The organism is Psychrobacillus sp. Z3-81 (assembly GCF_056620325.1).
Genome location: NZ_JBWQPU010000010.1, coordinates 14,755 through 37,250, shown reverse-complemented (window position 1 = coordinate 37,250; position 22,496 = coordinate 14,755). Strand labels below are relative to the sequence as shown.

The 22,496-nt window shown below is 40.4% G+C and carries 22 protein-coding genes and 1 riboswitch; of the genes, 18 read left to right on the top strand and 4 right to left on the bottom strand.

Annotation, left to right across the window (positions count from 1 at the left end; genetic code table 11):
- Positions 1–143: 143 nt before the first annotated feature.
- The 3 genes from pta to AC1ECF_RS12015 all read left to right on the top strand — a co-directional run bounded on the left by pta (position 144) and on the right by AC1ECF_RS12015 (position 2,166).
- The gene (gene pta / locus AC1ECF_RS12025) at positions 144–1,082 is read left to right on the top strand and encodes a phosphate acetyltransferase (protein ID WP_480389665.1); all 939 of its coding nucleotides are present in this window, start codon (positions 144–146) and stop codon (positions 1,080–1,082) included.
- A gap of 11 nt (positions 1,083–1,093) precedes the next feature.
- Positions 1,094–1,933 carry an octanoyl-[GcvH]:protein N-octanoyltransferase gene (lipL, locus tag AC1ECF_RS12020; RefSeq protein WP_480389664.1) on the top strand — a complete coding sequence of 280 codons (840 nt, stop codon included), beginning with the start codon at positions 1,094–1,096 and terminating at the stop codon, positions 1,931–1,933.
- A gap of 137 nt (positions 1,934–2,070) precedes the next feature.
- On the top strand, positions 2,071–2,166 hold the full coding sequence (locus tag AC1ECF_RS12015) for a putative holin-like toxin (protein ID WP_480389663.1): 96 nt from the start codon (positions 2,071–2,073) through the stop codon (positions 2,164–2,166).
- A 170-nt stretch (positions 2,167–2,336) separates the two neighbouring features.
- Here the strand turns inward: AC1ECF_RS12015 and AC1ECF_RS12010 are convergent, their stop codons facing one another.
- Together AC1ECF_RS12010 and AC1ECF_RS12005 are read right to left on the bottom strand one after the other, a co-directional pair.
- Positions 2,337–2,657 carry a hypothetical protein gene (locus tag AC1ECF_RS12010; RefSeq protein ID WP_480389662.1) on the bottom strand — a complete coding sequence of 107 codons (321 nt, stop codon included), beginning with the start codon at positions 2,655–2,657 and terminating at the stop codon, positions 2,337–2,339.
- A 262-nt stretch (positions 2,658–2,919) separates the two neighbouring features.
- On the bottom strand, positions 2,920–3,543 hold the full coding sequence (locus AC1ECF_RS12005; protein WP_480389661.1) for an RsfA family transcriptional regulator: 624 nt from the start codon (positions 3,541–3,543) through the stop codon (positions 2,920–2,922).
- 159 nt (positions 3,544–3,702) lie between these two features.
- Between AC1ECF_RS12005 and AC1ECF_RS12000 the strand changes: the two genes are divergently transcribed.
- The 3 genes from AC1ECF_RS12000 (at position 3,703) to AC1ECF_RS11990 (ending at position 6,044) form a co-directional block, all read left to right on the top strand.
- Positions 3,703–3,930 (top strand): YuzB family protein, encoded by a 228-nt coding sequence (locus tag AC1ECF_RS12000; RefSeq protein ID WP_480389660.1) that lies wholly within the window; start codon positions 3,703–3,705, stop codon positions 3,928–3,930.
- Between the two features lie 285 nt (positions 3,931–4,215).
- Complete coding sequence (locus tag AC1ECF_RS11995) at positions 4,216–5,511, top strand: HD domain-containing protein (protein WP_480389659.1); 1,296 nt, start codon at positions 4,216–4,218, stop codon at positions 5,509–5,511.
- Positions 5,512–5,525: 14 nt separating this feature from the next.
- The gene (locus AC1ECF_RS11990) at positions 5,526–6,044 is read left to right on the top strand and encodes a YwgA family protein (protein ID WP_480389658.1); all 519 of its coding nucleotides are present in this window, start codon (positions 5,526–5,528) and stop codon (positions 6,042–6,044) included.
- A 32-nt stretch (positions 6,045–6,076) separates the two neighbouring features.
- Here the strand turns inward: AC1ECF_RS11990 and AC1ECF_RS11985 are convergent, their stop codons facing one another.
- Positions 6,077–6,262 carry a 2-hydroxymuconate tautomerase gene (locus AC1ECF_RS11985; protein ID WP_480389657.1) on the bottom strand — a complete coding sequence of 62 codons (186 nt, stop codon included), beginning with the start codon at positions 6,260–6,262 and terminating at the stop codon, positions 6,077–6,079.
- Between the two features lie 66 nt (positions 6,263–6,328).
- On the opposite strand from AC1ECF_RS11985, the gene AC1ECF_RS11980 reads away from it, so the two are divergent.
- Positions 6,329–6,844, top strand: coding sequence for a YwhD family protein (locus AC1ECF_RS11980; protein WP_480389656.1), 516 nt, complete (start codon positions 6,329–6,331; stop codon positions 6,842–6,844).
- 263 nt (positions 6,845–7,107) lie between these two features.
- Here AC1ECF_RS11980 and AC1ECF_RS11975 read toward each other — a convergent pair whose 3' ends face one another.
- On the bottom strand, positions 7,108–9,183 hold the full coding sequence (locus AC1ECF_RS11975; RefSeq protein ID WP_480389655.1) for a transglycosylase domain-containing protein: 2,076 nt from the start codon (positions 9,181–9,183) through the stop codon (positions 7,108–7,110).
- A 168-nt stretch (positions 9,184–9,351) separates the two neighbouring features.
- Here AC1ECF_RS11975 and speE point away from each other — a divergent pair, with 168 nt between their 5' ends.
- The 11 genes from speE (at position 9,352) to AC1ECF_RS11920 (ending at position 22,351) form a co-directional block, all read left to right on the top strand.
- On the top strand, positions 9,352–10,185 hold the full coding sequence (speE, locus tag AC1ECF_RS11970) for a spermidine synthase (protein ID WP_480389654.1): 834 nt from the start codon (positions 9,352–9,354) through the stop codon (positions 10,183–10,185).
- A gap of 3 nt (positions 10,186–10,188) precedes the next feature.
- Positions 10,189–11,061, top strand: a complete 873-nt coding sequence (gene speB / locus AC1ECF_RS11965) for an agmatinase (protein ID WP_480389653.1) — start codon at positions 10,189–10,191, stop codon at positions 11,059–11,061.
- Positions 11,062–11,699: 638 nt separating this feature from the next.
- Positions 11,700–11,900: a hypothetical protein gene (locus AC1ECF_RS11960; RefSeq protein WP_480389652.1), complete on the top strand. Its 201-nt coding sequence runs from the start codon at positions 11,700–11,702 to the stop codon at positions 11,898–11,900.
- A 172-nt stretch (positions 11,901–12,072) separates the two neighbouring features.
- Positions 12,073–12,300: a hypothetical protein gene (locus tag AC1ECF_RS11955; RefSeq protein WP_480389651.1), complete on the top strand. Its 228-nt coding sequence runs from the start codon at positions 12,073–12,075 to the stop codon at positions 12,298–12,300.
- A gap of 609 nt (positions 12,301–12,909) precedes the next feature.
- Positions 12,910–13,329, top strand: a complete 420-nt coding sequence (locus tag AC1ECF_RS11950) for a YwiB family protein (protein WP_480389650.1) — start codon at positions 12,910–12,912, stop codon at positions 13,327–13,329.
- Positions 13,329–14,996 carry an arginine--tRNA ligase gene (gene argS / locus AC1ECF_RS11945; protein WP_480389649.1) on the top strand — a complete coding sequence of 556 codons (1,668 nt, stop codon included), beginning with the start codon at positions 13,329–13,331 and terminating at the stop codon, positions 14,994–14,996. The genes AC1ECF_RS11950 and argS overlap by 1 nt, the downstream gene beginning before the upstream one ends.
- An 80-nt stretch (positions 14,997–15,076) precedes the next feature.
- Positions 15,077–15,210: riboswitch (cobalamin riboswitch) on the top strand.
- A gap of 121 nt (positions 15,211–15,331) precedes the next feature.
- The gene (locus AC1ECF_RS11940; protein WP_480389648.1) at positions 15,332–16,285 is read left to right on the top strand and encodes an ABC transporter substrate-binding protein; all 954 of its coding nucleotides are present in this window, start codon (positions 15,332–15,334) and stop codon (positions 16,283–16,285) included.
- Positions 16,286–16,301: 16 nt separating this feature from the next.
- On the top strand, positions 16,302–17,273 hold the full coding sequence (locus AC1ECF_RS11935; RefSeq protein WP_480389753.1) for a FecCD family ABC transporter permease: 972 nt from the start codon (positions 16,302–16,304) through the stop codon (positions 17,271–17,273).
- A 1-nt stretch (position 17,274) separates the two neighbouring features.
- Entirely contained in the window at positions 17,275–18,741 is a 1,467-nt protein-coding gene (locus AC1ECF_RS11930; RefSeq protein WP_480389647.1) for an adenosylcobinamide amidohydrolase, read from the top strand.
- An 18-nt stretch (positions 18,742–18,759) separates the two neighbouring features.
- Complete coding sequence (locus tag AC1ECF_RS11925; protein ID WP_480389646.1) at positions 18,760–19,350, top strand: cob(I)yrinic acid a,c-diamide adenosyltransferase; 591 nt, start codon at positions 18,760–18,762, stop codon at positions 19,348–19,350.
- 850 nt (positions 19,351–20,200) lie between these two features.
- Positions 20,201–22,351, top strand: coding sequence for a (Fe-S)-binding protein (locus AC1ECF_RS11920; RefSeq protein ID WP_480389645.1), 2,151 nt, complete (start codon positions 20,201–20,203; stop codon positions 22,349–22,351).
- Positions 22,352–22,496 lie beyond the last annotated feature (145 nt).

The window sequence follows — 22,496 nt, the reverse complement described above, 5'->3', positions numbered from 1 at the left end:
ACTCCCTTTAAAGAAATATTTCGCATTTTTAGTTTATCACAAGGACATTAGGAAATACTATTTGGACGTGATGCATACATGACAAACTGTGACAATCTGGTGTATGCTTAAACATGTAATAACCCATAATCAGGAGGCAACAAATGGCTAATTTATTTGAAGAATTAAAAACAACTTTGGCAGGCACTAATCTAACGATTGTGTTTCCAGAAGGAGAAGATTCACGCATCTTAGAAGCTGCCAAAATCCTACAAAAGGAAGGTATTATCCATCCGATTTTAATAGGGAAAAATCTACCTGAGGATTTACACTCTATTACACCTGAAGATTTCGAGGAAATGGACGAACTAGTCGCAGCATTTGTAGAAAGAAGAAAGGGCAAGGTTTCCACAGAAGAAGCAAAGGAAATTCTAAAAGATCCTAATTATTTCGGCACAATGCTCGTGTACACTGGCCGTGCGCATGGGCTGGTGAGCGGAGCTGCTCATACAACAGCTGACACAGTTAGACCAGCACTACAAATAATTAAAACAAAGCCGGGAGTTTCTAAAACAAGCGGTGCATTTATTATGATAAAAGACGAGTTAAGATACCTGTTCGCAGATTGTGCAATCACCATAGCTCCTTCAAGTGAAGATTTGGCTGAGATTGCTGTAGAAAGCGCGAAAACTGCTGCAGCATTCGGAATTGATCCAAAGGTTGCGATGCTATCCTTCTCTACAAAAGGTTCAGCTAAGTCAGAGGAAACAGAAAAAGTTGCAAAAGCGACGGAGCTTGCGAAGCAAAAGGCACCAGAACTAACGCTTGACGGAGAGATGCAATTCGATGCAAGTATTGTTCCTTCCGTTGCCCAAAAGAAAGCAGCGGGTTCCCCAATACAAGGAGATGCAAACGTGTTTGTATTCCCATCACTTGAAGCTGGAAATATTGGGTACAAAATAGCAGAGCGTCTTGGCGGTTTTGAAGCAATTGGTCCAATTTTACAAGGCTTAAACGCACCAGTGAACGATTTATCAAGAGGATGTAACGCAGATGATGTGTACAAGCTAGCATACATTACTGCTGCTCAGGCATTAAAGTAAGGAGAAACGGTATGTCAGAAATAGATGGTTTATTAAATCGAAAAGAATGGCGCTTTTGGGATCAGTCCATTAGCGGAAGAGATAAATCGGCCCTGGAATCGTTCGCTACAGATGACCTATTATGTCATTTAGTTGGCCAGGGGCTTTCTCCTGCGACCATACGAACTTGGGTACACGATCAAACGGTCGTAATGGGTATTCAAGATCACCGACTCCCATTTGTAGAAGACGCTCAGATGGTGCTACGTCAAAACGGCTATACACCAATTGTACGAAATTCTGGTGGTCTGGCGGTCGTGTTAGACGAAGGTGTGCTGAACATATCCATCATTCTTTCCGAAAAGGACCACTCTATTGATATAAATACTGGCTATGATGTAATGCTTACTTTTATTCGGTTGCTTTTCCCAGAGGCGAAAGATCAAATAGAGGCCTATGAAATCATAGGCTCCTATTGCCCTGGTTCCTACGATTTAAGCATAGGTGGAAAAAAGTTTGCTGGGATATCCCAAAGAAGATTACGTCAAGGGGTAGCCGTTCAAATCTATCTATGTATAGAGGGGAGCGGAAGTGAGCGAGCAGAACTGATTCGCTCCTTCTATGCAGCCGGATTAAAAGGAGAGCAAACAAAATTTCGTTATCCAGAAATAAAACCAGAGGTAATGGCATCCATTAACGAGCTTTTAGGAACAGATTTTACCGTTCCAGATATTGTTCTTCGGATCCAACACCTTCTTCATGAGCTAGCAGGTACCGTTCGTGCTTCCGTTTTACAGGAGGAAGAGCTGGAACTCTATCAATTTTACCTAGAACGGATGATTCAAAGAAATGAGAAGCTGCTAGCAAAATGAGAACAACTGAAGGTAATTACCGTTATTTTACAGTTATTATGTTATAATAGAATGGTAATAGCAATTGGCTTCCTGAGGGTGGTCAGCACATCTTTTTCCGTGTCTTTTGATAAAGGGATGGAAGGGGGTGAGGCTGTTTGACAGTATATGAGGCGATTAGCTTGATGATTGGCTTTGGTTCGTTAATTGTCGCTATACTTGTATTGTCATTTACTTTTTCACAAAAAAAGTAAACCACCCCTCAGCCTGAATGCATTTGGGGTGGTTTACTGACCTAATTTGCTGATCGCTCTTAAGAGCGGTGCTATTACAGAGAGACTACCTGGTGCTCGAACACCGGGTAGTCTTTTATATTATGTTCATTATAGCATAGGATATGAGGAAATCCATTATAGCGAGTTTGCTAGCTTAAAGAGTAGTATTCCAAAAGTGTTATCACAAAGCTACCAATTAGAAACAAGGAGAGACCCCAAATAACAGGGGATCGTATAAATTGAAATGGCTTTAATGCCTGCATGTTCTGGACGAACTTATATTCCACAGTCGGATCATACTGATCGTTTCTTGGCGCTATAACAAAATAAATAAACCAAGCGCCTCCAAGTAACAAAAGACCACCTAAAAACATTGTATCGATGAAATGCAGACCGGTGATAATAGAAAACAACCAAATCACAAATGTTTCTATTGTTAACGTAGCTAGTACAATAACCCCTTTTTTCATTCTATCCATCCTAACCATCTTTTACATATTATACCAAGTCTTAGTGCAATTGCTTGAGCCTTATCCTCGTAAACGGTATGAAAGGTTGAGGCACACATATGTATTACCACTTACGCTAAACTAAGAATTGTTAATGACAGTTAATCGTTTGGAAGTGAGGGATAAATACATTTTCTTAGAGTATAAAAAAGACCATCATGATGAAATCGTGATAGTCTTTCTGCTCAAGTTATGGTATTGTCCCACTCTCCGAAGTGACCAATTAGATAAGTGGTGGCTCTTTCGTAACTAGGTTTCCATTCTTCTCCATTTGGAAAACAGGAACAGCTGGTATTTCCTCGTCGTTTAGCGTAACTAAACGTCTTGCGCGGTTCATGATTTGTACGAATTGCTCGTAATCTTGTTTAATTGCTGCGTTCTCTTTTTCTAGCTTTGCAAGCTCGCTTTCAAGCTTACGAATCTTTTCCGTTGAAATAGTAGCCATATGACGATATCTAGAAATATCTGAATCACTATGCTGTAAGCGAACTAGATAAGCAATGATAATATCGATTGATAGCGCTGAAACTGGGATAGACTGAAGACGTTCTCCTTCTTCTTGCGGCTTTGCAAGGTAGATTCCATTACCTCTTCTGCGATAGTCTTTGCCTAGTATGCGAAGCTTTTCTTTTCTTTCCTTTTTTGCTTCTTTTAATTCTGTTTCATATTGGTGCCTTACAACTGCATTCCAGCGGAAACCACATGCGGCTGCTGTTCTATTAAGCTCGTCTCCTGCCTCTTCAAAAGCATTTAGCTGTGTGCTTCCTTCTCTAACATGTCTAAGCACTAGCTCTGCCAGTAGCTCATCATTTTCTTGCATCCATGCGTCTTGTCTTACCTTTACCATGTTTGTCCTCCTACCATGTTCATAGTTTCGTTGTTCTATTAACATCATGGACAACATATCGCTCTTTTATTCACGTAAAATACACTTGATAGCAATATAAAGTTTAAGATACAATGACGTGTAGGCAAATGACTATCTATAGAAAGGGTTGTGGACAAAATGGCAAACCATTTCAGAGTTTGCGATGAGTGTCAGGCCGTTAATTTAAAGACATTAATTCCTAAGCTAAAAGCAATAGATCCAGAGGCTGAAATTGAAATTAAAGAATGTCAATCGTATTGTGGCCCGGGTAGAAAAAAGACATTTACTTTTGTCAATAATCGCCCTGTTGCTGCACTGACAGAAGAAGAATTAATGGATAAAGTACGCGCTAAACTGGAAATATAAAGTGAAACTTTGATTGGTGGGGGTTTTCTTTCATCCCCCGCCAATCATTAGTTGAACCAATCGCGCTTTTAGGGACAGTTGATCTCCCACTTCGCTGTCTCATGTCTTTTGCCAGCTTGAAGTCGGAGTCTTACTGTCCCTTAATGCGGGATAAAATAGATTAGTGAACGTTTAAGAGCCTGAAAACTCTCATCCAATGATAATAAATAACAGAAAGCCGTCTTTGTCAGAAGCGGCTTTTTTCTTTATACTTAGTTTAGAAAAAGAAGAGATGGAGGTTGAAGTATGAGCTATGCTACGCAAAAGCTAGCAGAAGAAAAAGTGTTTAAGGATCCTGTGCATCGCTATATTCATATACGTGATCAAGTGATATGGGATGTCATTGGAACGAAGGAGTTTCAACGACTGCGCCGAGTTAAACAGCTAGGAACTACATATTTGGTGTTTCATGGAGCTGAGCATAGCCGTTTCAATCACTCTCTAGGGGTATATGAAATCGTTCGCCGTATAGTGGATGATAGCTTCAATGGAAGAGTTGAATGGGATTCCTCTGAAAGATTGGTAGTCTTATGTGCTGCCCTCCTACATGATTTGGGGCATGGACCTTTTTCACATGCCTTTGAAAATGTGTTTGGTCTAGATCATGAAGAGTTTACAAAGGCAATTCTGCTAGGGGAGACGGAAGTAAATGAGGTTCTTTCGCGGGTTAGTAAGGACTTTCCCAAGAAAGTGGCCGATGTAATAGCAAAAACATATCCCAATAAGCAGGTAGTGAGCTTGATTTCTAGCCAAATTGATGCCGACCGAATGGATTATCTTCAACGAGATGCCTATTTTACTGGCGTGAGCTACGGTCATTTTGATATGGAAAGAATTCTACGGGTAATGAGACCGCTTGGTGATCAAATCGTTATAAAATCGAGTGGAATGCATGCGGTAGAAGACTACATCATGAGCCGCTATCAAATGTATTGGCAAGTATATTTTCATCCTGTATCTCGGAGTGCTGAGGTCATTCTCACAAAAATTTTACACCGGGCAAAGGCGCTTAGTGCAGCTGGCTATGATTTTGAACAAATGCCCACTCACTTTCTGGGATTCTTTGACGGTACATTTACACTAAAAGAGTACTTAGCGTTAGATGAAGGGGTTTTATTGACGTACTTCCAGCTGTGGATGAACGAGAAGGACCCGATACTATCTGATCTCTGTGACCGCTTTGTGAATCGTCGTTTATTTCAATACGTAGAATTTGATTTGGCGAAGGACTATATGAAAATGAAAGAGCTAGAGCAGCTGTTTAAACGGGTAGGAATAGACCCAGAATACTATTTGGTGTTTGATTCTTCCTCGGATCTACCATACGATTTCTATCGTCCAGGAGAAGAGGGGGAAAGAATTCCTATCCATCTTCAAATGCCATCAGGAGAAATTCGAGAGCTTTCTAGACAATCAGAAGTAGTAGAAGCGATTTCTGGAAAACGAAGAACGGACCATAAATTATACTTTCCGGAGGATTTCTTGTCCGCAGACGGAAAGAAGAAGGCAATAAGAAAGCAAATTTTAGATTTACTAACGTAAAGGTGGGGCTTGGGTTGCTACAAGAACATGCAAAAATCGTCCAATTTATCGGAGCAGCAGACGGCATAACAGGAAGAAAAAAACTACAGAAGATGATTTACATTGCGAAAAAATTGAGATACCCATACAAAGAAAAGTATGATTTTCATATGTTTGGTCCTTATTCCGAGGAACTAACTCTTCGAATTGAAGAGCTTTGCAATATGGGATTTATTTTAGAAGAAAGACAAGATAAGGGTTCATATGTGCAATATAAATACCAAATGACTAATAATGGCGAGGACTTTATGCAGATGGCCCAGCTGCCAAATCTCAGCGAGGATTTGATTTATTGTATTGATCGAATGAAGGAGAGAAGCTCTCGCTTTCTAGAGCTTGTTTCAACCTTATTATACTTTGATAACCTTCCAAAAGAAGAACAAATAGAAAAGCTATACGTGGTAAAAGGGAAATTAAATTATACGGAGGAAGAGATCGAGGAAGCCTTCGCTTTTGTAATAGATTTAATGAATGGCAAGAAGACAGTTCAATAATAGGACTGTCTTCTTACAGCAATGCTAAGTGATTATTTGTCGCTTAGACGAGTTCCTGCGACAGCATAATGGCTTTTTGGCATTTCTTCAATGAACACAACCACATTTTCCACAGGAGCGTTAGTAGTTTCTGCTACAGCTGCAGTTACTTTTTCAACTAATGCTCTCTTTTGGTCATCGGAGCGGCCTTCAAGCATTTTTACTGTTACATATGGCATAATATTTCCTCCTTTGGTGACATTATCTGTATACTTATATATCATAACAGAACGGAGGGATTTCGCATGACAAACGAGGAAAAACCAAAACAAAAAATTGGCTTCACGATTATAAAGAATGATCCAACGGACGGACATAAGGGATATGGAGTTGGAGCGCTTTCCCTAGAAAACGTGTCTCCAGTTATTATAGATATTGAAGAAGGCACAGCGAAAGTTGAAATCGGTGCCATGCATGCTCGCAGTGATACGGAAAGAGGTATCAAATTTACAACGAATCGCGAGGACTCCTTAGGTGGGAAACCTTATTGGTTAGTATGGGTAACCATTGACCATAAAGAGGATGGACCTTATTATGCCGGAGTAGCTGCTTGTGAGATGGTTATTAACCGTGAAAAGCGAAGAGGCTATAAGATTCTAGCGGAGCATGTAAATAAAATGGATAAGTCAATGAAGCGTCACATTCTGGTCGATTTCATGGATGATCGCTCCAAAGGGATTTTAGCAGAATTTCTTAAAGGGCATAATATCCAAATGTGGGAGAGAAGCAGTGCACAGCTTCATGAAGACTTATCTGTTTAAATTATTTTTTTAAAATATTATTCTGATTAAGTGTCTTAGATGGTTGAATAATCATGAAAAAGACAGTACAATTTAGGTAACGCTTACTTCAGGGTAATGCTAGGACACTTAGTAGAAGCAAGTAAGTAAAGAGCTACAAGCATTGTGAAACCCAATCCAATCATCTAGCTCTATACAGAACGTGATACTAAGAAAAAATGCTTTCTATTGCTTATTAGGCAATAGAAAGCATTTTTTTATGGTAAGCCTATGTTCCAAAGAGCTTAGTCACCGAAGAATGAGAATGGGAAGAAGGACCAAGGATCCTTATCCTCTGTTTTATGGATATCTTCAAAGGTATGCTGCTCTAAGGTTGGATCTGTACACAGTTTTTTGGGTATATCCTTTTCTTTCATATAGATCAACCGCTGCTTTTCACATGCAGAAGTTGCGATTCCTCCAGTTTCCACATCTATAATTACTCCTTTAACTCCCTTGGGTGCTATGAATGGTTCTACTGGTAGCCCTTGATGAGCTAATTCCATGAATTCTACCCATACCTGCTTGGTCACTTGCTTGGCCTGTGCATCACTAACCTGCTTCCCTTGATCATATCCGTTCCATACTCCGGCAGTTAACTGTGGAGAATATCCAATTAGATACTGATCGGTATTAGTCGTACCTGATTTGGCTGCATAAGGTCGAGTTAGCTTTGCCCGAATGCTCACACCTGTTGCAGGGGAGTAGTCATTAAAGGTTGGGTCAAACATCCCGGTCATTAAGTGAGATAAGATAAATGCATCAGATTCTAAGAGAACTTTTTCTTCCTTCTTCTTTTTGTTTTCTTTATTGTAGATTACTTTTCCGTTCTTATCTGTAATCTTTAAGATATAGGTAGGCTCATGAAGAACACCGTTTGCAGAAATCGTGTTATATGCTTTCGTCATCTCTAACAAGGAAATCTCCGAGGTTCCTAGAGCCGTTGCAGGAGTATCCTGGACCTTCATGTTTAGGTGAAAACGATCAACTAGCTGCTGAAATGGCTTATAACCAATTTGCTCTAAGGTTTTTACAGCGTAAATATTGTCAGAGATAGCCATCGCTTGTGCCATCGATATGGGGTGATTAGCAAATTCTCCATTTACGTTTTTAGGCTCATATTCTTGGCGTCCATTATCATACGTGAAAATTGTTTTCTCGCTTGTGAAAAAAGTCAGTGGAGAGAACCCATTTTCTAGAGCTGTCGCAAACAACAATGGCTTGATAGTGGATCCAGGCTGTCGTTTTGCTTGGGTTACTCGATTATATGGACTTTCCGTAAAGTTCCTTCCTCCAACCAGGGCTGTGACGTAACCCGTTTTAGGCTCCATACTGACAAACCCTATTTGTAGCTCTCCCTTAGGCATCCATTTCTCAATCGTAGATTCAGCTACTTTTTGATGATGGGAATTTAGAGTAGTAGTAATGGTCCAGCCGCCTTCTTCGATTCTTCGGCCGTTGGATGTTACAATCTCAGTTGCTTCCTTCCAAGCTTCTTCTAAGAAGTAAGGTGCAGTTTTCTTTGTCAAAGATGAATTTTCCGCTTTCAATACGTATTGCTCTTCTACAGCTCGATCCTTCTGCTCTTTTGTAATATACTGCTGGTCCTCCATCAAATTTAAAATGAGCTGCTGCCTATTTCTTGCCTTGTCTTCATTCACAATGGGCGAATAATAAGTTGGTCCCTTAGGAATTCCCATAAGAAGTGCCGACTCTGCTAGAGTAAGAGATTTAGCATTTTTCCCGAAGTAATATTGGCTAGCTGCCTCAATCCCATACATCCCATGACCAAAGTAAACAGTATTTAAATACCCCTCTAAAAGCTCCTCTTTTTCGTAAAACAGCTCTAATCGATAGGCGTAAAGCGCTTCATTTATCTTACGTGTCCACGTTTTTTCGTGAGTCAGGAATAGATTGCGGGCATATTGCTGGGTAATCGTGCTGGCACCTTCCACTTTTTTTCCTGCCTTTACATCCTTTAAAAGTGCGGAAGCAATTCGTGAATAATCAAAGCCGTTATGCTCATAAAAGTCTTTATCCTCTACAGCGATTGTTGCTTCAGCAACAAAAGGTGAAATGTCATTTAATGTGACCCAATAACGACGTTGGTCTTGAAAACGATCTCCTATCACATTCCCATTGCTATCTAAAAATACGGAGGAGATGGGCACCTGAATAAGAGGTGCACCTTCAATTTGCGCATATATTCGTAAGGTGACAAAGGCGCTAATCACCGCACAGATGGCTGCCACAGATAATAGAAAGAACCGTTTAAAACGTCGTGATCTGGTAGCTTTTTTTCTGTATTCTCTACGTCCCATTACATCTTCCCCGTTCAAATGTGGTATTTCTAGTAGTATGAGAACAATAGATTTAAATTAAACGCAAATTAAAAAACTATTGCACTTTTGGTAAAAAGCACTATACTTTCTTTGTATTGCCTATTTTTGATACAATACATAAAATCAACACGCAAAGGAGATAGATAAATGGCTGGATTTTGGTTTACAGAAAAACAAACCGAGAATTTTGGCATCACGATGAAGGTAAAACGTACACTTCATTCGGAACAAACTGATTTTCAATTACTAGAAATGGCTGAAACAGAAGAGTGGGGGAATATGCTCTTTTTAGATGGAATGGTAATGACGTCTCAAAAAGATGAATTCGTTTACCATGAAATGGTTGCTCATGTTCCGTTATTTACACATCCAAACCCAGAGAACGTATTAGTTGTCGGTGGAGGAGACGGGGGAGTAATTCGTGAAATCATGAAGCACCCAAAAGTAAAGAAAGCAACTCTTGTTGATATAGATGGAAAAGTAATAGAATACTCGAAGAAATACTTACCTGAAATTGCATGTGAATTAGACAATCCACGTGTAGAAGTAAAAATTGGAGACGGCTTCATGCATATTGCAGAGTCAGACAATGAGTATGATGTCATCATGGTAGATTCTACAGAACCTGTAGGACCTGCAGTAAATCTATTTACCAAAGGCTTTTATGCTGGAATCTCCAAAGCTCTGAAGGAAGATGGTATATTCGTAGCGCAGTCGGACAACCCTTGGTTCAAGGCTGACTTGATTCGCCAAGTACAAAAGGATGTGAAGGAAATCTTCCCAATCACAAACATGTACTTAGCTAATATCCCAACTTACCCAAGTGGTCTATGGTGCTTCACCATTGGATCGAAAAAGTATGATCCTTTACAAGTACCGGAAGAGCATTTCTTTGATATTGATACAAAATATTACACAAAAGAATTGCACAAAGCTGCTTTCGTTTTACCAAAATTCGTGAAAGACTTAGTAGGTGAGTAAGCGATGAGATTTGACGAAGCATACTCTGGCAATGTCTTTATTAAAAGCAAACAAAACTATGAAGAAGCAAAAGCCGTAATCTACGGAATGCCAATGGACTGGACGGTAAGCTATCGCCCAGGCTCACGCTTCGGCCCACAGCGTATCCGTGAAGTGTCTATTGGTCTAGAAGAATACAGCCCATATCTTGATAGAGAGCTAGACGACGTAAACTACTTTGACGCCGGGGACATCCCATTGCCATTCGGCAACGCTGCAAAAAGCTTAAATCTAATTGAAGACTATATCCGTCAGCTAATGAAAGACAACAAAGTCCCTGTTGGCATGGGTGGGGAGCATTTAGTATCTTGGCCAGTAATGAAGGCAGTAGCAGAAAAGTACGAGGATTTAGCAATCATCCACATGGACGCGCACACGGACCTACGAGTAGATTACGAGGGAGAGCCACTTTCTCACTCTACGCCAATCCGTAAAATTGCTGAACATATTGGACCGAAAAACGTCTACTCCTTTGGAATTCGTTCTGGAATGAAAGAAGAATTCCAGTGGGCAAAAGAAAACGGCATGCAAATCGCTAAATTCGAAGTACTAGAGCCATTAAAAAAAGTACTACCGACACTAGCAGGTCGCCCAGTATACGTAACCATTGACATAGACGTCCTAGACCCAGCACATGCACCAGGAACCGGAACAGTAGACTGCGGAGGCATCACAAGCCGCGAGCTACTAGCCTCCATCCACGCAATCGCAAACTCAGGCGTAAATGTAGTAGGCTTCGACCTAGTAGAAGTAGCCCCGATTTATGATCAGTCGGAGCAGACAGTAAACACCGCGTCGAAGATTCTACGAGAAATGATCTTAGGTTTCATTAAATAAACGGTATATACTGAATGTCGCTGCGGAGCTGAACGAAGTGAAGCGGAGGCACACAACCATCTCAGCTTAGAAAATTCAAGGGAACTGGTCATAGGCATCCTGAAGTAGAAAATACACGCTGAGTGTGACTGCATAGCTAAACGCAGTTTAGCGGAAGCACACCACCATCTCGGCATAGTAAATTTAATGGAACTGGTCATAGGCTTCCTTAAGTAGAAAATGTACACAGGGTGTGACTGCGGAGCTAAACAAAGTTTAGCGGAAGCACAAAAGCAGAGTAAATTATTATTAAGACCTGTATCCGTGATTACATGGTAATCATAGATGCAGGTTTTGTTTTTCAGCTAGGTTATTTTCGTATATTTTGATACCTTTAAGATATAAGTGAAAATCAACTTGCGATACCATTAAATGGATATAATTTCTTCGTCTACAAAGCGGATTAACTTATAGAATGTATAAAAAAAGTAGAAGGGTAGTAACCGAAGAATACATAGCTAGGATAAAAAGAGGCTTAGCACAAAATGAATAAATCAGGGATAGTGATAAGCCGAGATTAGTTAATAGGAGTGAGACTTTGAATTTAAAGATTTTAGCATCAAATCTATCTAAAGTTTATATGCAGAATAAAAAAAAGAATGGGATTAACTACTTCAACATTCTTTATTTTATATGATATCGGTTTAGGGTTTGGTCCGTATGTTTTAGGCTTACTGGTACCGACAATGGGCTACCGTTCAATCTTCTCTTGGATGGTCGTTGTTATAGTGAGGGTGTTGATCCAAAAAGGATTAATGCTCTTTTTTGTTGAATTCTTTATTGGAGAAACGGCAGGTTAGCGGAAGAAGGATATGAATATAACATATCGAATAATTAATAAATGTTTTTAAAGCGAGTCTCTCATTTAGTAATTATTAACAGCAGTAATATGTAAATTTTTTTTTGAAACAATATTATTATTATAATATAATGAATGTGAAGAGAAAAATTGCAAAAAAGAGGGAATAGATAATGTTTAAAAATACAAGTTTGTGGACAATTGCTACAGCTATTATGACAGTTTTAGTCTATATTGATGGCTTATTTATTACTGGGAATTTTATGTTTACAATTCCTTTAGCTGTTTTAGGAGCTATTATTGCGATTATTGCATCTATACTTGAAAAAAAATATATTTATATATTTGTTAATATAGTACTAGCGTTCATAGCATTTATATCGATTATTGTACTTTGGTAGTAGTGTAAAGAACGCTTTGTAGAGTGAAAATAAAAAAGTGCCTTTTTAGATAAAGACTTACATTTCTCGAATGCCTATATCTTTTAACGAAATAAGATAAAACTTGTGAAGGAATGTACTTGAACTATCTGGTGCGTTAGTTAAATAACAAGGACAGCCACTTCCTAACTGGAGGTGGCTGTTTTTACATATTAGATGAAATAAAGCATATACTCTACAGTCTTGATGGTAGCAGCAGGCGGCGACTCCGGTAGGATGAGTGGGACAGATAAGACATCGCAACGGCACGCGGTAGCGTTCGGTGATGGCTTATCGGGAGGGAAAACTAAGAGCGTCACGTCGTGTGACAACGTTTTCCTGACCAACATCCTGTTGGCCCTACGGAAAGCGTCCGCCTAGAGCGAACATCAACGGGAAGAGAAGAATATCCCTTTGTCAAATATACTTGATTAGAAGAGGTAAATCTTTATTAGCCCAAACATCATTTAACTCATCGATTTCCCTAAACTATCTCCCAATGCCAATCATAACTTGGCACAAACGCTTCGTATAAGCTATAATATGAAGGTTATATATATGATAAATAAATGCTCTAAAAGGATGAACTGTATGTCTCAACCAACCAAAAAAACAGTAAACGTACATCTCTTATCCTCTATCCAGCATCCTGACATTCCAAAGGAAACGATAGAGCTGCATACAACAGGAGAGCTTACCATCAAAGGTGGACAGCCTTATCTAGTGTACGAAGAGTTACAAAATGAAAAAAATGTCCGTACAACTGTCAAACTAAATGAGGAAGCTGCATTAATTCTACGAAGCGGTGGAGTAAAGATGCGACTGCCTTTCCAAATAGGAGAGCAACAAACAGGCAGCTATGACTCTGGATTCGGATCCATGATGATAATGACAAATACAAAACAACTTACCTTCTCAGAAGGACAATTCAAAGTAGAATATGAACTGATTGTCCAAGAGGAAGTAGTAGGAACATACTTAATCCAACTAACATATTCGGAGGCGGAATAATGAACGCGGTAGAACAAGTACAACAAGCAATGAAGGAATCTTTGCATAAAGCGATTGTAAAAGCAGAGCTAGTAGCAGAGGAACAAATTCCTGCAATCCATTTAGAAACACCTAAGGATAAAGCAAATGGAGACTATGCGACAAACATAGCGATGCAGCTGACAAAGCTCGCAAGAAAGAATCCACGTCAAATTGCAGAAGCAATCGTAGAAAACTTAGACATGACAGGAACAATGATGGAGAAAATCGACATCGCTGGTCCAGGATTCATGAATATCACCATTCGCAAGGACTATCTACAAGATGTAGTAAAGGCCGTATTAACAGAAAAAGAAAATTACGGTCGTACTAAAGCAGGTGCAAACGAGAAAGTTCAAGTGGAATTTGTATCAGCTAATCCAACTGGTGACCTTCACCTTGGTCACGCACGTGGAGCAGCTGTAGGAGATTCACTATGTAACGTATTAGACTTCGCTGGTTACGAAGTATCACGTGAATACTATATTAATGATGCGGGTAATCAAATCCACAACCTCGCTGTTTCTTTAGAAGTTCGTTACTTTGAAGCACTAGGCATGGAAAAAGAAATGCCTGAGGATGGATACCGCGGACAGGATATTATTGATATTGCTAACGACCTTGCAAAAGAGCATGGCGATAAGTTTATCCATATGTCTGATGAAGAACGTTATAAAGCATTCCGTGCACATGGTTTAAAGGTAGAGCTTGCGAAGCTTCAAAAGGACTTAGCAGATTTCCGTGTGAACTTCGATAACTGGTTCTCTGAAACTTCTCTTTACGAGGATGGAAAAATTCAGGTGGCGCTAGATAAATTAAAAGCGAATGGTCATATCTTCGAGGAAGAGGGAGCAACTTGGTTCCGCTCTACAACTTTTGGAGATGACAAGGACCGTGTGTTAATTAAAAGCGATGGCTCTTTCACTTATTTATTACCAGATATCGCATACCATGAGGACAAAATTGTTCGTGGCTTTGACCAGTTAATTAATATTTGGGGAGCAGACCACCATGGCTATATCCCACGTATGAAGGCGGCAATCGAAGCGCTTGGATACGAGCGTGAAAAACTAGAGGTTTCCATTATCCAAATGGTTCAGCTATATAAAGACGGCGAAAAAATGAAAATGAGTAAGCGTACAGGAAAAGCGGTAACAATGCGTGAGCTAGTAGAAGAGGTTGGATTAGATGCTGTTCGTTATTTCTTCGGCATGCGTTCCGGTGATTCCCATATGGATTTTGACTTGGACTTAGCAGTATCTCAATCCAATGAAAACCCTGTATACTATGCACAATATGCACATGCTCGTATTTGTTCTATCTTACGTGCTGCAGAAGAAAAAGGTATGGCAGCTTCAACAGCATCTCTTTCTTTATTACAAAGTGAAAAAGAAACAGACCTATTGAAGAAAATCGGGGACTTCCCGAAAGTGGTGGCTGATGCTGCGAAAATGCGTGCACCACACCGAGTGGCAACTTATATTCAAGAGCTTGCTGCAACATTCCACAGCTTCTATAACGCAGACAAAGTGTTAGACCCAGAAAATAAAGAGCTATCAGAAGCGCGTTTGGCTTTAGTAACGTCTGCACGTCAAACAATTGAAAATGCATTAAAATTACTTGGAGTTTCCGCTCCAGAGAAGATGTAACACCTTAAGAGGTTTTGGTTAAATACCAAAGCCTCTTTTTTATATCGACATTGAATCGAATTAGAGTATAATAAAGGCATATTCATATGTTGCATAAAGGTGCCCGAGTGTAAGCGCTTGGGTTAAAAGGGAAGCTGGTTAAAGTCCAGCGCGGTCCCGCCACTGTAAGTGAGAAATCACGAGCCAGGATACCTGCCTTTATGTATGTACACCCATTGCCTACGAGGATAGGTTTGGTGTAGATCGGCTCATGTTAGTCCAAGCGGATTTATACCTATATCTATCTCTCATCATCAGATGGGAGATTTTTTTATTGCACATAGGAGGAATGAAGAATGAAGAAGTTTTGGTTTGTATTGATCGCATCGCTGCTATTATTAGTGGGATGTGGATCGGAGGAAGAAACAAAGGTTGAAAAAGAGGAAGGTACACAAGTAGAGGTATCTGATACCAAGTTCCCACTGACACTAACGGATGCTGTCGGACAAGAGATAACCCTAGAGGAAGCTCCAGAGAAAATCATATCCATGATACCAAGCAACACGGAGATTCTTTTTGCGTTAGGCTTGAATGAAGAAATTGTTGGTGTAAATGAATATGAAAGCTACCCACCAGAGGCATTGGAAAAAGAAAAAGTCGGTGGAATGGAATATAATATCGAAAAAATTCTTTCTCTAACTCCGGATATTGTGTTTGCACACGAATCCATTGTAGGGATGGCTGAATCAGGACTTCAACAGCTACGTGATGCGGGAGTGAAGGTTTATGTAGTTCAAAATGCAGAGGACTTCAATGAAACCTATACAACCATTGAGCAAATTGGTAGAGCTACTGGAAAGTTCCCAGAAGCACAGAAAGTAATCGAAGAGATGAAAGCCAAGGTTCAAGATATAACAGACAAGGTCTCACAGGTTGAGACAAAGAAGACCGTTTTTGTGGAAACATCCGATGCACCTGAAATCTACACGCCGGGTAACAACACGTTTATGCAAGAAATTTTAAATATGGTGAATGCAGAAAATGTGGTAGAGGATCAAGAGGGCTGGTTCCAAATTGACCCTGAAGAAATTATTACAAGAAATCCAGATGTCATTTTGGTTGCATACAGCTATGTGGATGGAGTTCAAGAGAAAATTAAAGCAAGAGCAGGATTTGATACGATAACAGCAGTGAAAAATGATGCGATTGTCCAAATAAATGAAGATACAACTAGCCGACAAGGTCCTCGCTTGGCAGATGGTCTAGAAGAAGTTGCGAGAGCGATTTATCCGGAGGCTTTTAGTGAGTAAATTAAGGCTTGGCTACATCTTGTCAATTGCAGCTCTACTAATTGCAATTTGGCTTGGTGTATCAGTCGGTTCTGTCAAAGTTCCAATTAGTACCCTATGGGATACATCATCCGACGAGGTAGCAGCCAATATTGTATGGCAAATTAGAATGCCGAGGGTACTGCTGGCTGGCCTAGTGGGAGCATCCTTGGCAATCGCCGGAGCAGCATTCCAAAGCCTACTAAAAAATCCACTGGCCGATCCATACACACTTGGTGTATCATCTGGAGCCTCTGTGGGAGCTGTTGCTACATTATTTTTTGGACTTTCTGTTCCCTTTTTAGGTGGGTTCACTCTCCCGATTTTTAGTATCCTAGGAGCTCTTTGTACAATGCTGTTGGTAATGGGGTTTGCAAAGCTTGTCGATCGTTCCATGAAAATGGAGACAATCATATTGACCGGGATTATATTCAGCTCTTTCTTAGGATCCATTATTTCTTTAATGATTGCGTTAACCGGGGAAGAGCTTCGGCAAATTATCGGCTGGTTATTGGGAAGTGTGTCGATGAGAGGCTGGGAATATATAAAGCTAGCCTTGCCTTTTGTGATAGTAGGTTCCTTACTGCTTTGGTTCAATAGAAGAGAGTTAAATGCCATGCTATTTGGAGAAGAACGAGCATTACACCTAGGTGTGGATGTGAAAAAGAGGAAGCTGATGGTGTTAATTGGTGGTTCTATGCTAACTGGTGGAGCGGTTGCTGTTTCAGGCACGATTGGATTTGTGGGATTGGTTGTTCCACACATAACTCGGCAGCTGTTTGGCTCTGATAATAGACATGTGTTACCACTGAGCTTTTTGAATGGAGCTACGCTGTTAATCATTTGTGACCTAGTTTCACGTACTATCATTTCACCAGCAGAGCTACCAATTGGAGTAATCACAGCCTTTATCGGTGCTCCGGTCTTTGCTTTTATTTTCTTCCGACAACGAAAGAGAGGGAGCATCTGATATGCTGAAAATAAGTAATCTATCTGGTGGCTATGATCAGAAAATAGTCGTGCACAATGTTTCCTTTCAGGTGGAAAAAGGAGAAATGGTAGGCATTCTAGGTCCTAATGGCAGCGGGAAATCAACGCTTCTCAAGCTTATGAGTAGAATATTGCCTGCAAAGGAAGGAGAGGTAATCGTTGACAACAAATCCTTACTCTCTTATTCATCCAAGGAGCTTGCCAAAAAACTAGCGGTGCTTCCACAGCTGCACAACCAGTCTTTTTCACATAAAGTGAGGGAAACCGTTGCTTTGGGTCGCTATCCGCACCAAAGCAGCTGGTTTTCTACCTGGTCAGAAGAGGATGAGCAGGCGGTAAAGAAGGCAATGCGACTAACTGGCATTGAGGAATATGAGCACCAGCTCTTAGAATTAATGTCGGGTGGAGAGCAGCAAAGAGTATTTGTAGCCCAGGCCTTAGCTCAACAAGCCCCTATTTTATTATTAGACGAGCCTACAAACCATCTAGATATTGCACATCAAAAACAGCTGTTGGATACGATCAAAACACAAGCAATTGAAAATGAACTGACAGTTGTCAGCATCTTTCACGATATCAATCTTGCCTCCTTATATTGTGATCGACTGATTTTAATGGACCGAGGGGAAATAAAGGTAATTGGACACCCACAAGAGGTAATAAAGAAAGCGATTGTAGAGGATGTCTATAAAGCGAGAATTAGTACCACTCCTCATCCGGAAAAGCCTAAGCCTCAAATTACACTTTTACCTGATGTGAAAGAGGAATCAAAGCAACGTTTTATTTCGAAGGAGCATATTAAAATATTTCCAGAATATGTTTTATTTCAATCTGAAAAGAAGCTTAAAACGTGGTCCTCTGCTGTTGTGAATGCAGGAAGCGGTTGGTACAGCCATTTTCTAAATAGAAGAGTTAGCCCGCACTATGCATGTGACAATGTACAAGCAGAAATGGAACAATACCTCCAAACGCATGGCTTCCAGCCAACAGATACAGTAGCCATGATGACAGCGGTAAATATAGAGGATGCAGTTATCAAGGAATATGAAACAAACTTTGGCAGTATTATCGTAATGGTTACAGCTGGGGTAGGTAATGCCGTAGATGTAGCAAGAACGCATGAAATAGAAACCTTTCCTACAGTGGGGACGATTAATACCTGGGTAATTATTAACGGAGAAATGACCGAAGAAGCTTTTATCCAAGCCGTAATGACGGCAACCGAGGCAAAAACAAAGGCATTGGTTTCAGAGGGAATAAATGATAAGCGAACGAATACACCAGCTACTGGTACTCCTACGGATAGCATCTTAATCGCCTCCACTCAAGAAGGGGAAACTATCCCTTATGCTGGTCCAGTAACAGCACTTGGCAAAAAAATAGGCCAAGGCGTTTTTGAATGTACAGTGGAAGCAATCCAAATTTATAAGCAAACAAAAGGGTTGTAAGAGAAGGGAGCGGGACGAATGAAAATCTATACAAAGACAGGCGACAAAGGGCAAACAGGCTTAATAGGTGGCAGAACGGATAAGGATGATATACGAGTGGAGGCTTATGGCACCATTGATGAGGTAAGTTCATTTATTGGCAAAGCAATAACAGAGCTTGATCCAACCAAGTTTGCAGATATTTTAGAAGACCTGGAGACAATCCAGCACGAGCTATTTGATTGCGGTGGAGACTTGGCGAACGTCTCCAATCGCCGTGTGTATAAGATGACAGATGAAGCAATTGAAGCGATGGAACAAAGAATCGATGTGCTCGTAGAAGAAGGTCCGGTTTTAGAAAGATTTATATTGCCGGGTGGCACGCCTGCTGCAGCAACGCTTCATATAGCGCGTACCATAACGAGGAGAGCAGAAAGGCTAACGGTTACCTTAATGAAAACACAAGAGGATGTACCAAGCGTCGTTCAAAGATATTTGAACCGTTTATCAGATTACTTATTTGCTGCAGCTAGAGTGGCCAATGTACGAGAAAACGTTCCCGATGTGGAGTATGTACGCAGCGCAAAGGTATTTAAAAATGTAGGTAGTGATAAAAAAACGGATTCATAAAATTTGTATCTGTTGATAAGTTAAGAAACTGTACTTCATTATTAGCCCTGTCTAATAATGTGGTGCAGTTTTTTTATATATTCGAGCGGAAATTTATATTTCTTATTCGAATCCAGTGTATGAGTGAATGACCAATCTATAGGGATTTGGGAAATGGCATTGCCGTGATGCTTTAGGGGATAGATAGGAGAAAGATTGAAATGTAGTACATCCTGGTATGATTTGTGATCCGCTTGGATGTAGTTTAATAAGATAAATTGTTGGAAAGGCATGGCCGAAGTCCGCTTTGAGAGTAGGTAATATTTTCTATCAGGTAGCAGGGAATATAAGTAGGAGTCGGTGTGGATTACTCGAAGCAGTTTACTCTCATTCAGCAGCTTTACTCTCGTTCGAAGTCCAATTACTCTCGGATGGCTGGGGAATACTCTCGTTCGAGAAAGGCTAACTCTCGAATAGGTCTCCGCTTCTCGGTAGTTGAGCTTTACTCTCACTCGCAATCTATTTACTCTCTGTTAGCGAGGTAATACTCTCGTTCGTTAGAGGTTTATTCTCGGATAGAGGCAGTTTATTCTCATTCGGCAGCTTTACTCTCGTTCGAAGGTCAATTACTCTCGGATGACGAGGCAATACTCTCGTTCAGCGAAAGCTTACTCTAAAATAGAAGCAACTTTATCAAAGTCAGCATCCAGGCAATCGTCATTATTTGAATATAATTTAAAAATTTCTGTCCACATTGTATAAATAACTATTGACTGAATGCTCATTCAGTTCTAATATGGTATTAATTCTTATAATTCTATTATTATGGTAAATTGGTAGTATTAGTCACATCTTAGAGGGGGAGAAAGAAATGGATCCGTTGTTAATTGCTAACTGGGTATTGTTCCTCGGCGTTACAGCGTATGCGTTCTACTTGTTTGCATACTTATTGAGAACGAGATATGCATATATCAAACTGGGGAAAAAAGTAGAGTTTGAAGACAATGTGAAAGAGCGTCTTCGCAAAATTTGGGTGTATGTTTTTGGTCAAAAGAAGCTATTGAAGGATAAGAAAAGTGGAGCAATCCATCTTATGTTCTTCTATGGCTTTATATTAGTACAGTTTGGAGCAATTGATTTTATTTGGAAGGGCTTAGCACCGGGGTCACATATGCCACTTGGACCGTTGTACCCTGCGTTTACTTTCTTCCAAGAAATCGTGACATTAACGATTTTGGTAGCAGTTATTTGGGCGTTTTACCGTCGTTATGTAGAGAAGCTAGTTCGTTTGAAGCGTGGATGGAAAAATGGTCTTGTTCTGATATTCATCGGTGGACTAATGGTATCTGTATTAGTAGGGAATGGAATGAACATGATTTGGCATGGTCACGAGGCAACTTGGACTGAGCCAGTTGCATCCGCTATAGCGACAGCGTTTGCTTGGCTGCCTGAAGCTGCTGTAGTAACCGTTTTCTTTGCTATGTGGTGGGTACACTTGCTATTGCTACTCACATTCCTTGTATATATCCCACAATCCAAGCATTTCCACCTCATCACAGGACCTGCTAACGTATATTTCCACCGTCTGGACAAGGTTGGAAGATTACGTCCGATTAACTTTGAAGAGGCGGAAGAGGACGAAGAGGATGAAGAAGAGATGCCTACATTTGGTGTAGGTCGCGTACAAGATTTCACACAAGCACAGATGATTGACTTCTATGCATGTGTAGAATGTGGTCGCTGTACAAATATGTGTCCGGCAACTGGCACAGGAAAAATGCTGTCACCGATGGACCTAATTGTAAAACTTCGTGATCACTTAACTTTCACTGGAGCGGTGGAGACGAAAAGAAAGCCTTGGGTACCAGCGCTTGCTTTCCAAGGAACGAAAGGAAACCAGCTTGCGATGGCTGCTGGAGCAGAGGGCGCAGTAATTGAGGATATTTACAGCCCTTCAATGATTGGGGAAGTAATCACGGAAGAAGAAATTTGGGCATGTACTACTTGCCGTAACTGTGAAGATCAATGTCCAGTTATGAACGAGCATGTAGATAAAATTATTGACCTTCGTCGTTACCTTGTCATGTCTGAAGGAAAGGTTCAGCCTGATGCGCAGCGTGCTATGACGAACATCGAGCGTCAAGGAAATCCATGGGGACTTAACCGTAAGGAGAAAGAAAACTGGAGAGATGCACGTCCAGATCTTCATATCCCTACTGTGAAAGAAGCTTCTAAAGCTGGAGAAGAATTTGAATTCTTATTCTGGGTTGGATCAATGGGTTCATTTGATAACAGATCTCAAAAAATCGCATTATCCTTTGCTCATCTAATGAATGAAGCTGGAGTGAAGTTTGCAATCCTTGGTAATAAAGAAAAGAACTCTGGAGATACACCTCGTCGTCTAGGAAACGAGTTCATGTTCCAAGAGCTTGCAGCTGCAAATATTAAAGAATTTGAAAAAGCTGGCGTAACAAAAATCGTTACAATCGACCCGCATGCATATAATATCTTTAAAAACGAATACGGTGATTTTGGCTGGAACGGGGAAGTTCTTCATCATACAGAACTGTTATTTGAACTAGTGCAAGCAGGTCGCTTGAAGCCACAGTATGCAGTAAATGAAACAATTACTTTCCACGATTCTTGTTACTTAGGTCGTTATAATGACGTCTATGATGCGCCTCGTGAGATTTTAAAATCAATTCCAGGCGTGAAGCTAGTGGAAATGAAGCGTAACCGTCAAGATGGTATGTGCTGTGGAGCAGGTGGAGGTCTCATGTGGATGGAAGAGCACGTTGGAAATCGTATTAACGTTGCTCGTACGGAACAAGCGCTAGAAGTGAATCCAACAATCATTTCTTCCGGATGTCCATATTGCTTAACGATGCTATCAGACGGTACGAAGGCAAAAGAAGTAGAAGATACCGTAGGAACTTATGATATTGCTGAGCTTCTAGAGAAGTCGATTTTTGGAGAAACAGCAGTACCAACAGAGGAAAATGAAGAACAAATTGTGCAATAGTGTTTACAAGGTATCAATTTATTCAGTAAACTAATAGTAATATAGAAAGGGAGTGGAAGCACTCCCTTTTATTAGAAATAAACATCGAGCGAGCGTTCAGTCAACACCTAAGCGAAAAATAGTAGGTAGAAGGAGCGCTCGTTTA

Bases quoted from the DNA above. Each gene is read 5' to 3' on its own strand.
- speB (WP_480389653.1), top strand. From the start codon at position 10,189: ATGAGATTTGACGAAGCATACTCTGGCAATGTCTTTATTAAAAGCAAA.
- AC1ECF_RS12005 (WP_480389661.1), bottom strand. From the start codon at position 3,543: ATGGTAAAGGTAAGACAAGACGCATGGATGCAAGAAAATGATGAGCTA.
- lipL (WP_480389664.1), top strand. From the start codon at position 1,094: ATGTCAGAAATAGATGGTTTATTAAATCGAAAAGAATGGCGCTTTTGG.
- argS (WP_480389649.1), top strand. From the start codon at position 13,329: ATGAACGCGGTAGAACAAGTACAACAAGCAATGAAGGAATCTTTGCAT.
- AC1ECF_RS11930 (WP_480389647.1), top strand. From the start codon at position 17,275: ATGCTGAAAATAAGTAATCTATCTGGTGGCTATGATCAGAAAATAGTC.
- AC1ECF_RS11960 (WP_480389652.1), top strand. From the start codon at position 11,700: ATGGGATTAACTACTTCAACATTCTTTATTTTATATGATATCGGTTTA.
- AC1ECF_RS12000 (WP_480389660.1), top strand. From the start codon at position 3,703: ATGGCAAACCATTTCAGAGTTTGCGATGAGTGTCAGGCCGTTAATTTA.
- AC1ECF_RS11940 (WP_480389648.1), top strand. From the start codon at position 15,332: ATGAAGAAGTTTTGGTTTGTATTGATCGCATCGCTGCTATTATTAGTG.
- AC1ECF_RS11925 (WP_480389646.1), top strand. From the start codon at position 18,760: ATGAAAATCTATACAAAGACAGGCGACAAAGGGCAAACAGGCTTAATA.
- AC1ECF_RS11975 (WP_480389655.1), bottom strand. From the start codon at position 9,183: ATGGGACGTAGAGAATACAGAAAAAAAGCTACCAGATCACGACGTTTT.
- AC1ECF_RS11985 (WP_480389657.1), bottom strand. From the start codon at position 6,262: ATGCCATATGTAACAGTAAAAATGCTTGAAGGCCGCTCCGATGACCAA.
- pta (WP_480389665.1), top strand. From the start codon at position 144: ATGGCTAATTTATTTGAAGAATTAAAAACAACTTTGGCAGGCACTAAT.
- AC1ECF_RS11920 (WP_480389645.1), top strand. From the start codon at position 20,201: ATGGATCCGTTGTTAATTGCTAACTGGGTATTGTTCCTCGGCGTTACA.
- AC1ECF_RS11950 (WP_480389650.1), top strand. From the start codon at position 12,910: ATGTCTCAACCAACCAAAAAAACAGTAAACGTACATCTCTTATCCTCT.
- AC1ECF_RS11955 (WP_480389651.1), top strand. From the start codon at position 12,073: ATGTTTAAAAATACAAGTTTGTGGACAATTGCTACAGCTATTATGACA.
- AC1ECF_RS11995 (WP_480389659.1), top strand. From the start codon at position 4,216: ATGAGCTATGCTACGCAAAAGCTAGCAGAAGAAAAAGTGTTTAAGGAT.
- AC1ECF_RS12010 (WP_480389662.1), bottom strand. From the start codon at position 2,657: ATGAAAAAAGGGGTTATTGTACTAGCTACGTTAACAATAGAAACATTT.
- AC1ECF_RS11980 (WP_480389656.1), top strand. From the start codon at position 6,329: ATGACAAACGAGGAAAAACCAAAACAAAAAATTGGCTTCACGATTATA.
- speE (WP_480389654.1), top strand. From the start codon at position 9,352: ATGGCTGGATTTTGGTTTACAGAAAAACAAACCGAGAATTTTGGCATC.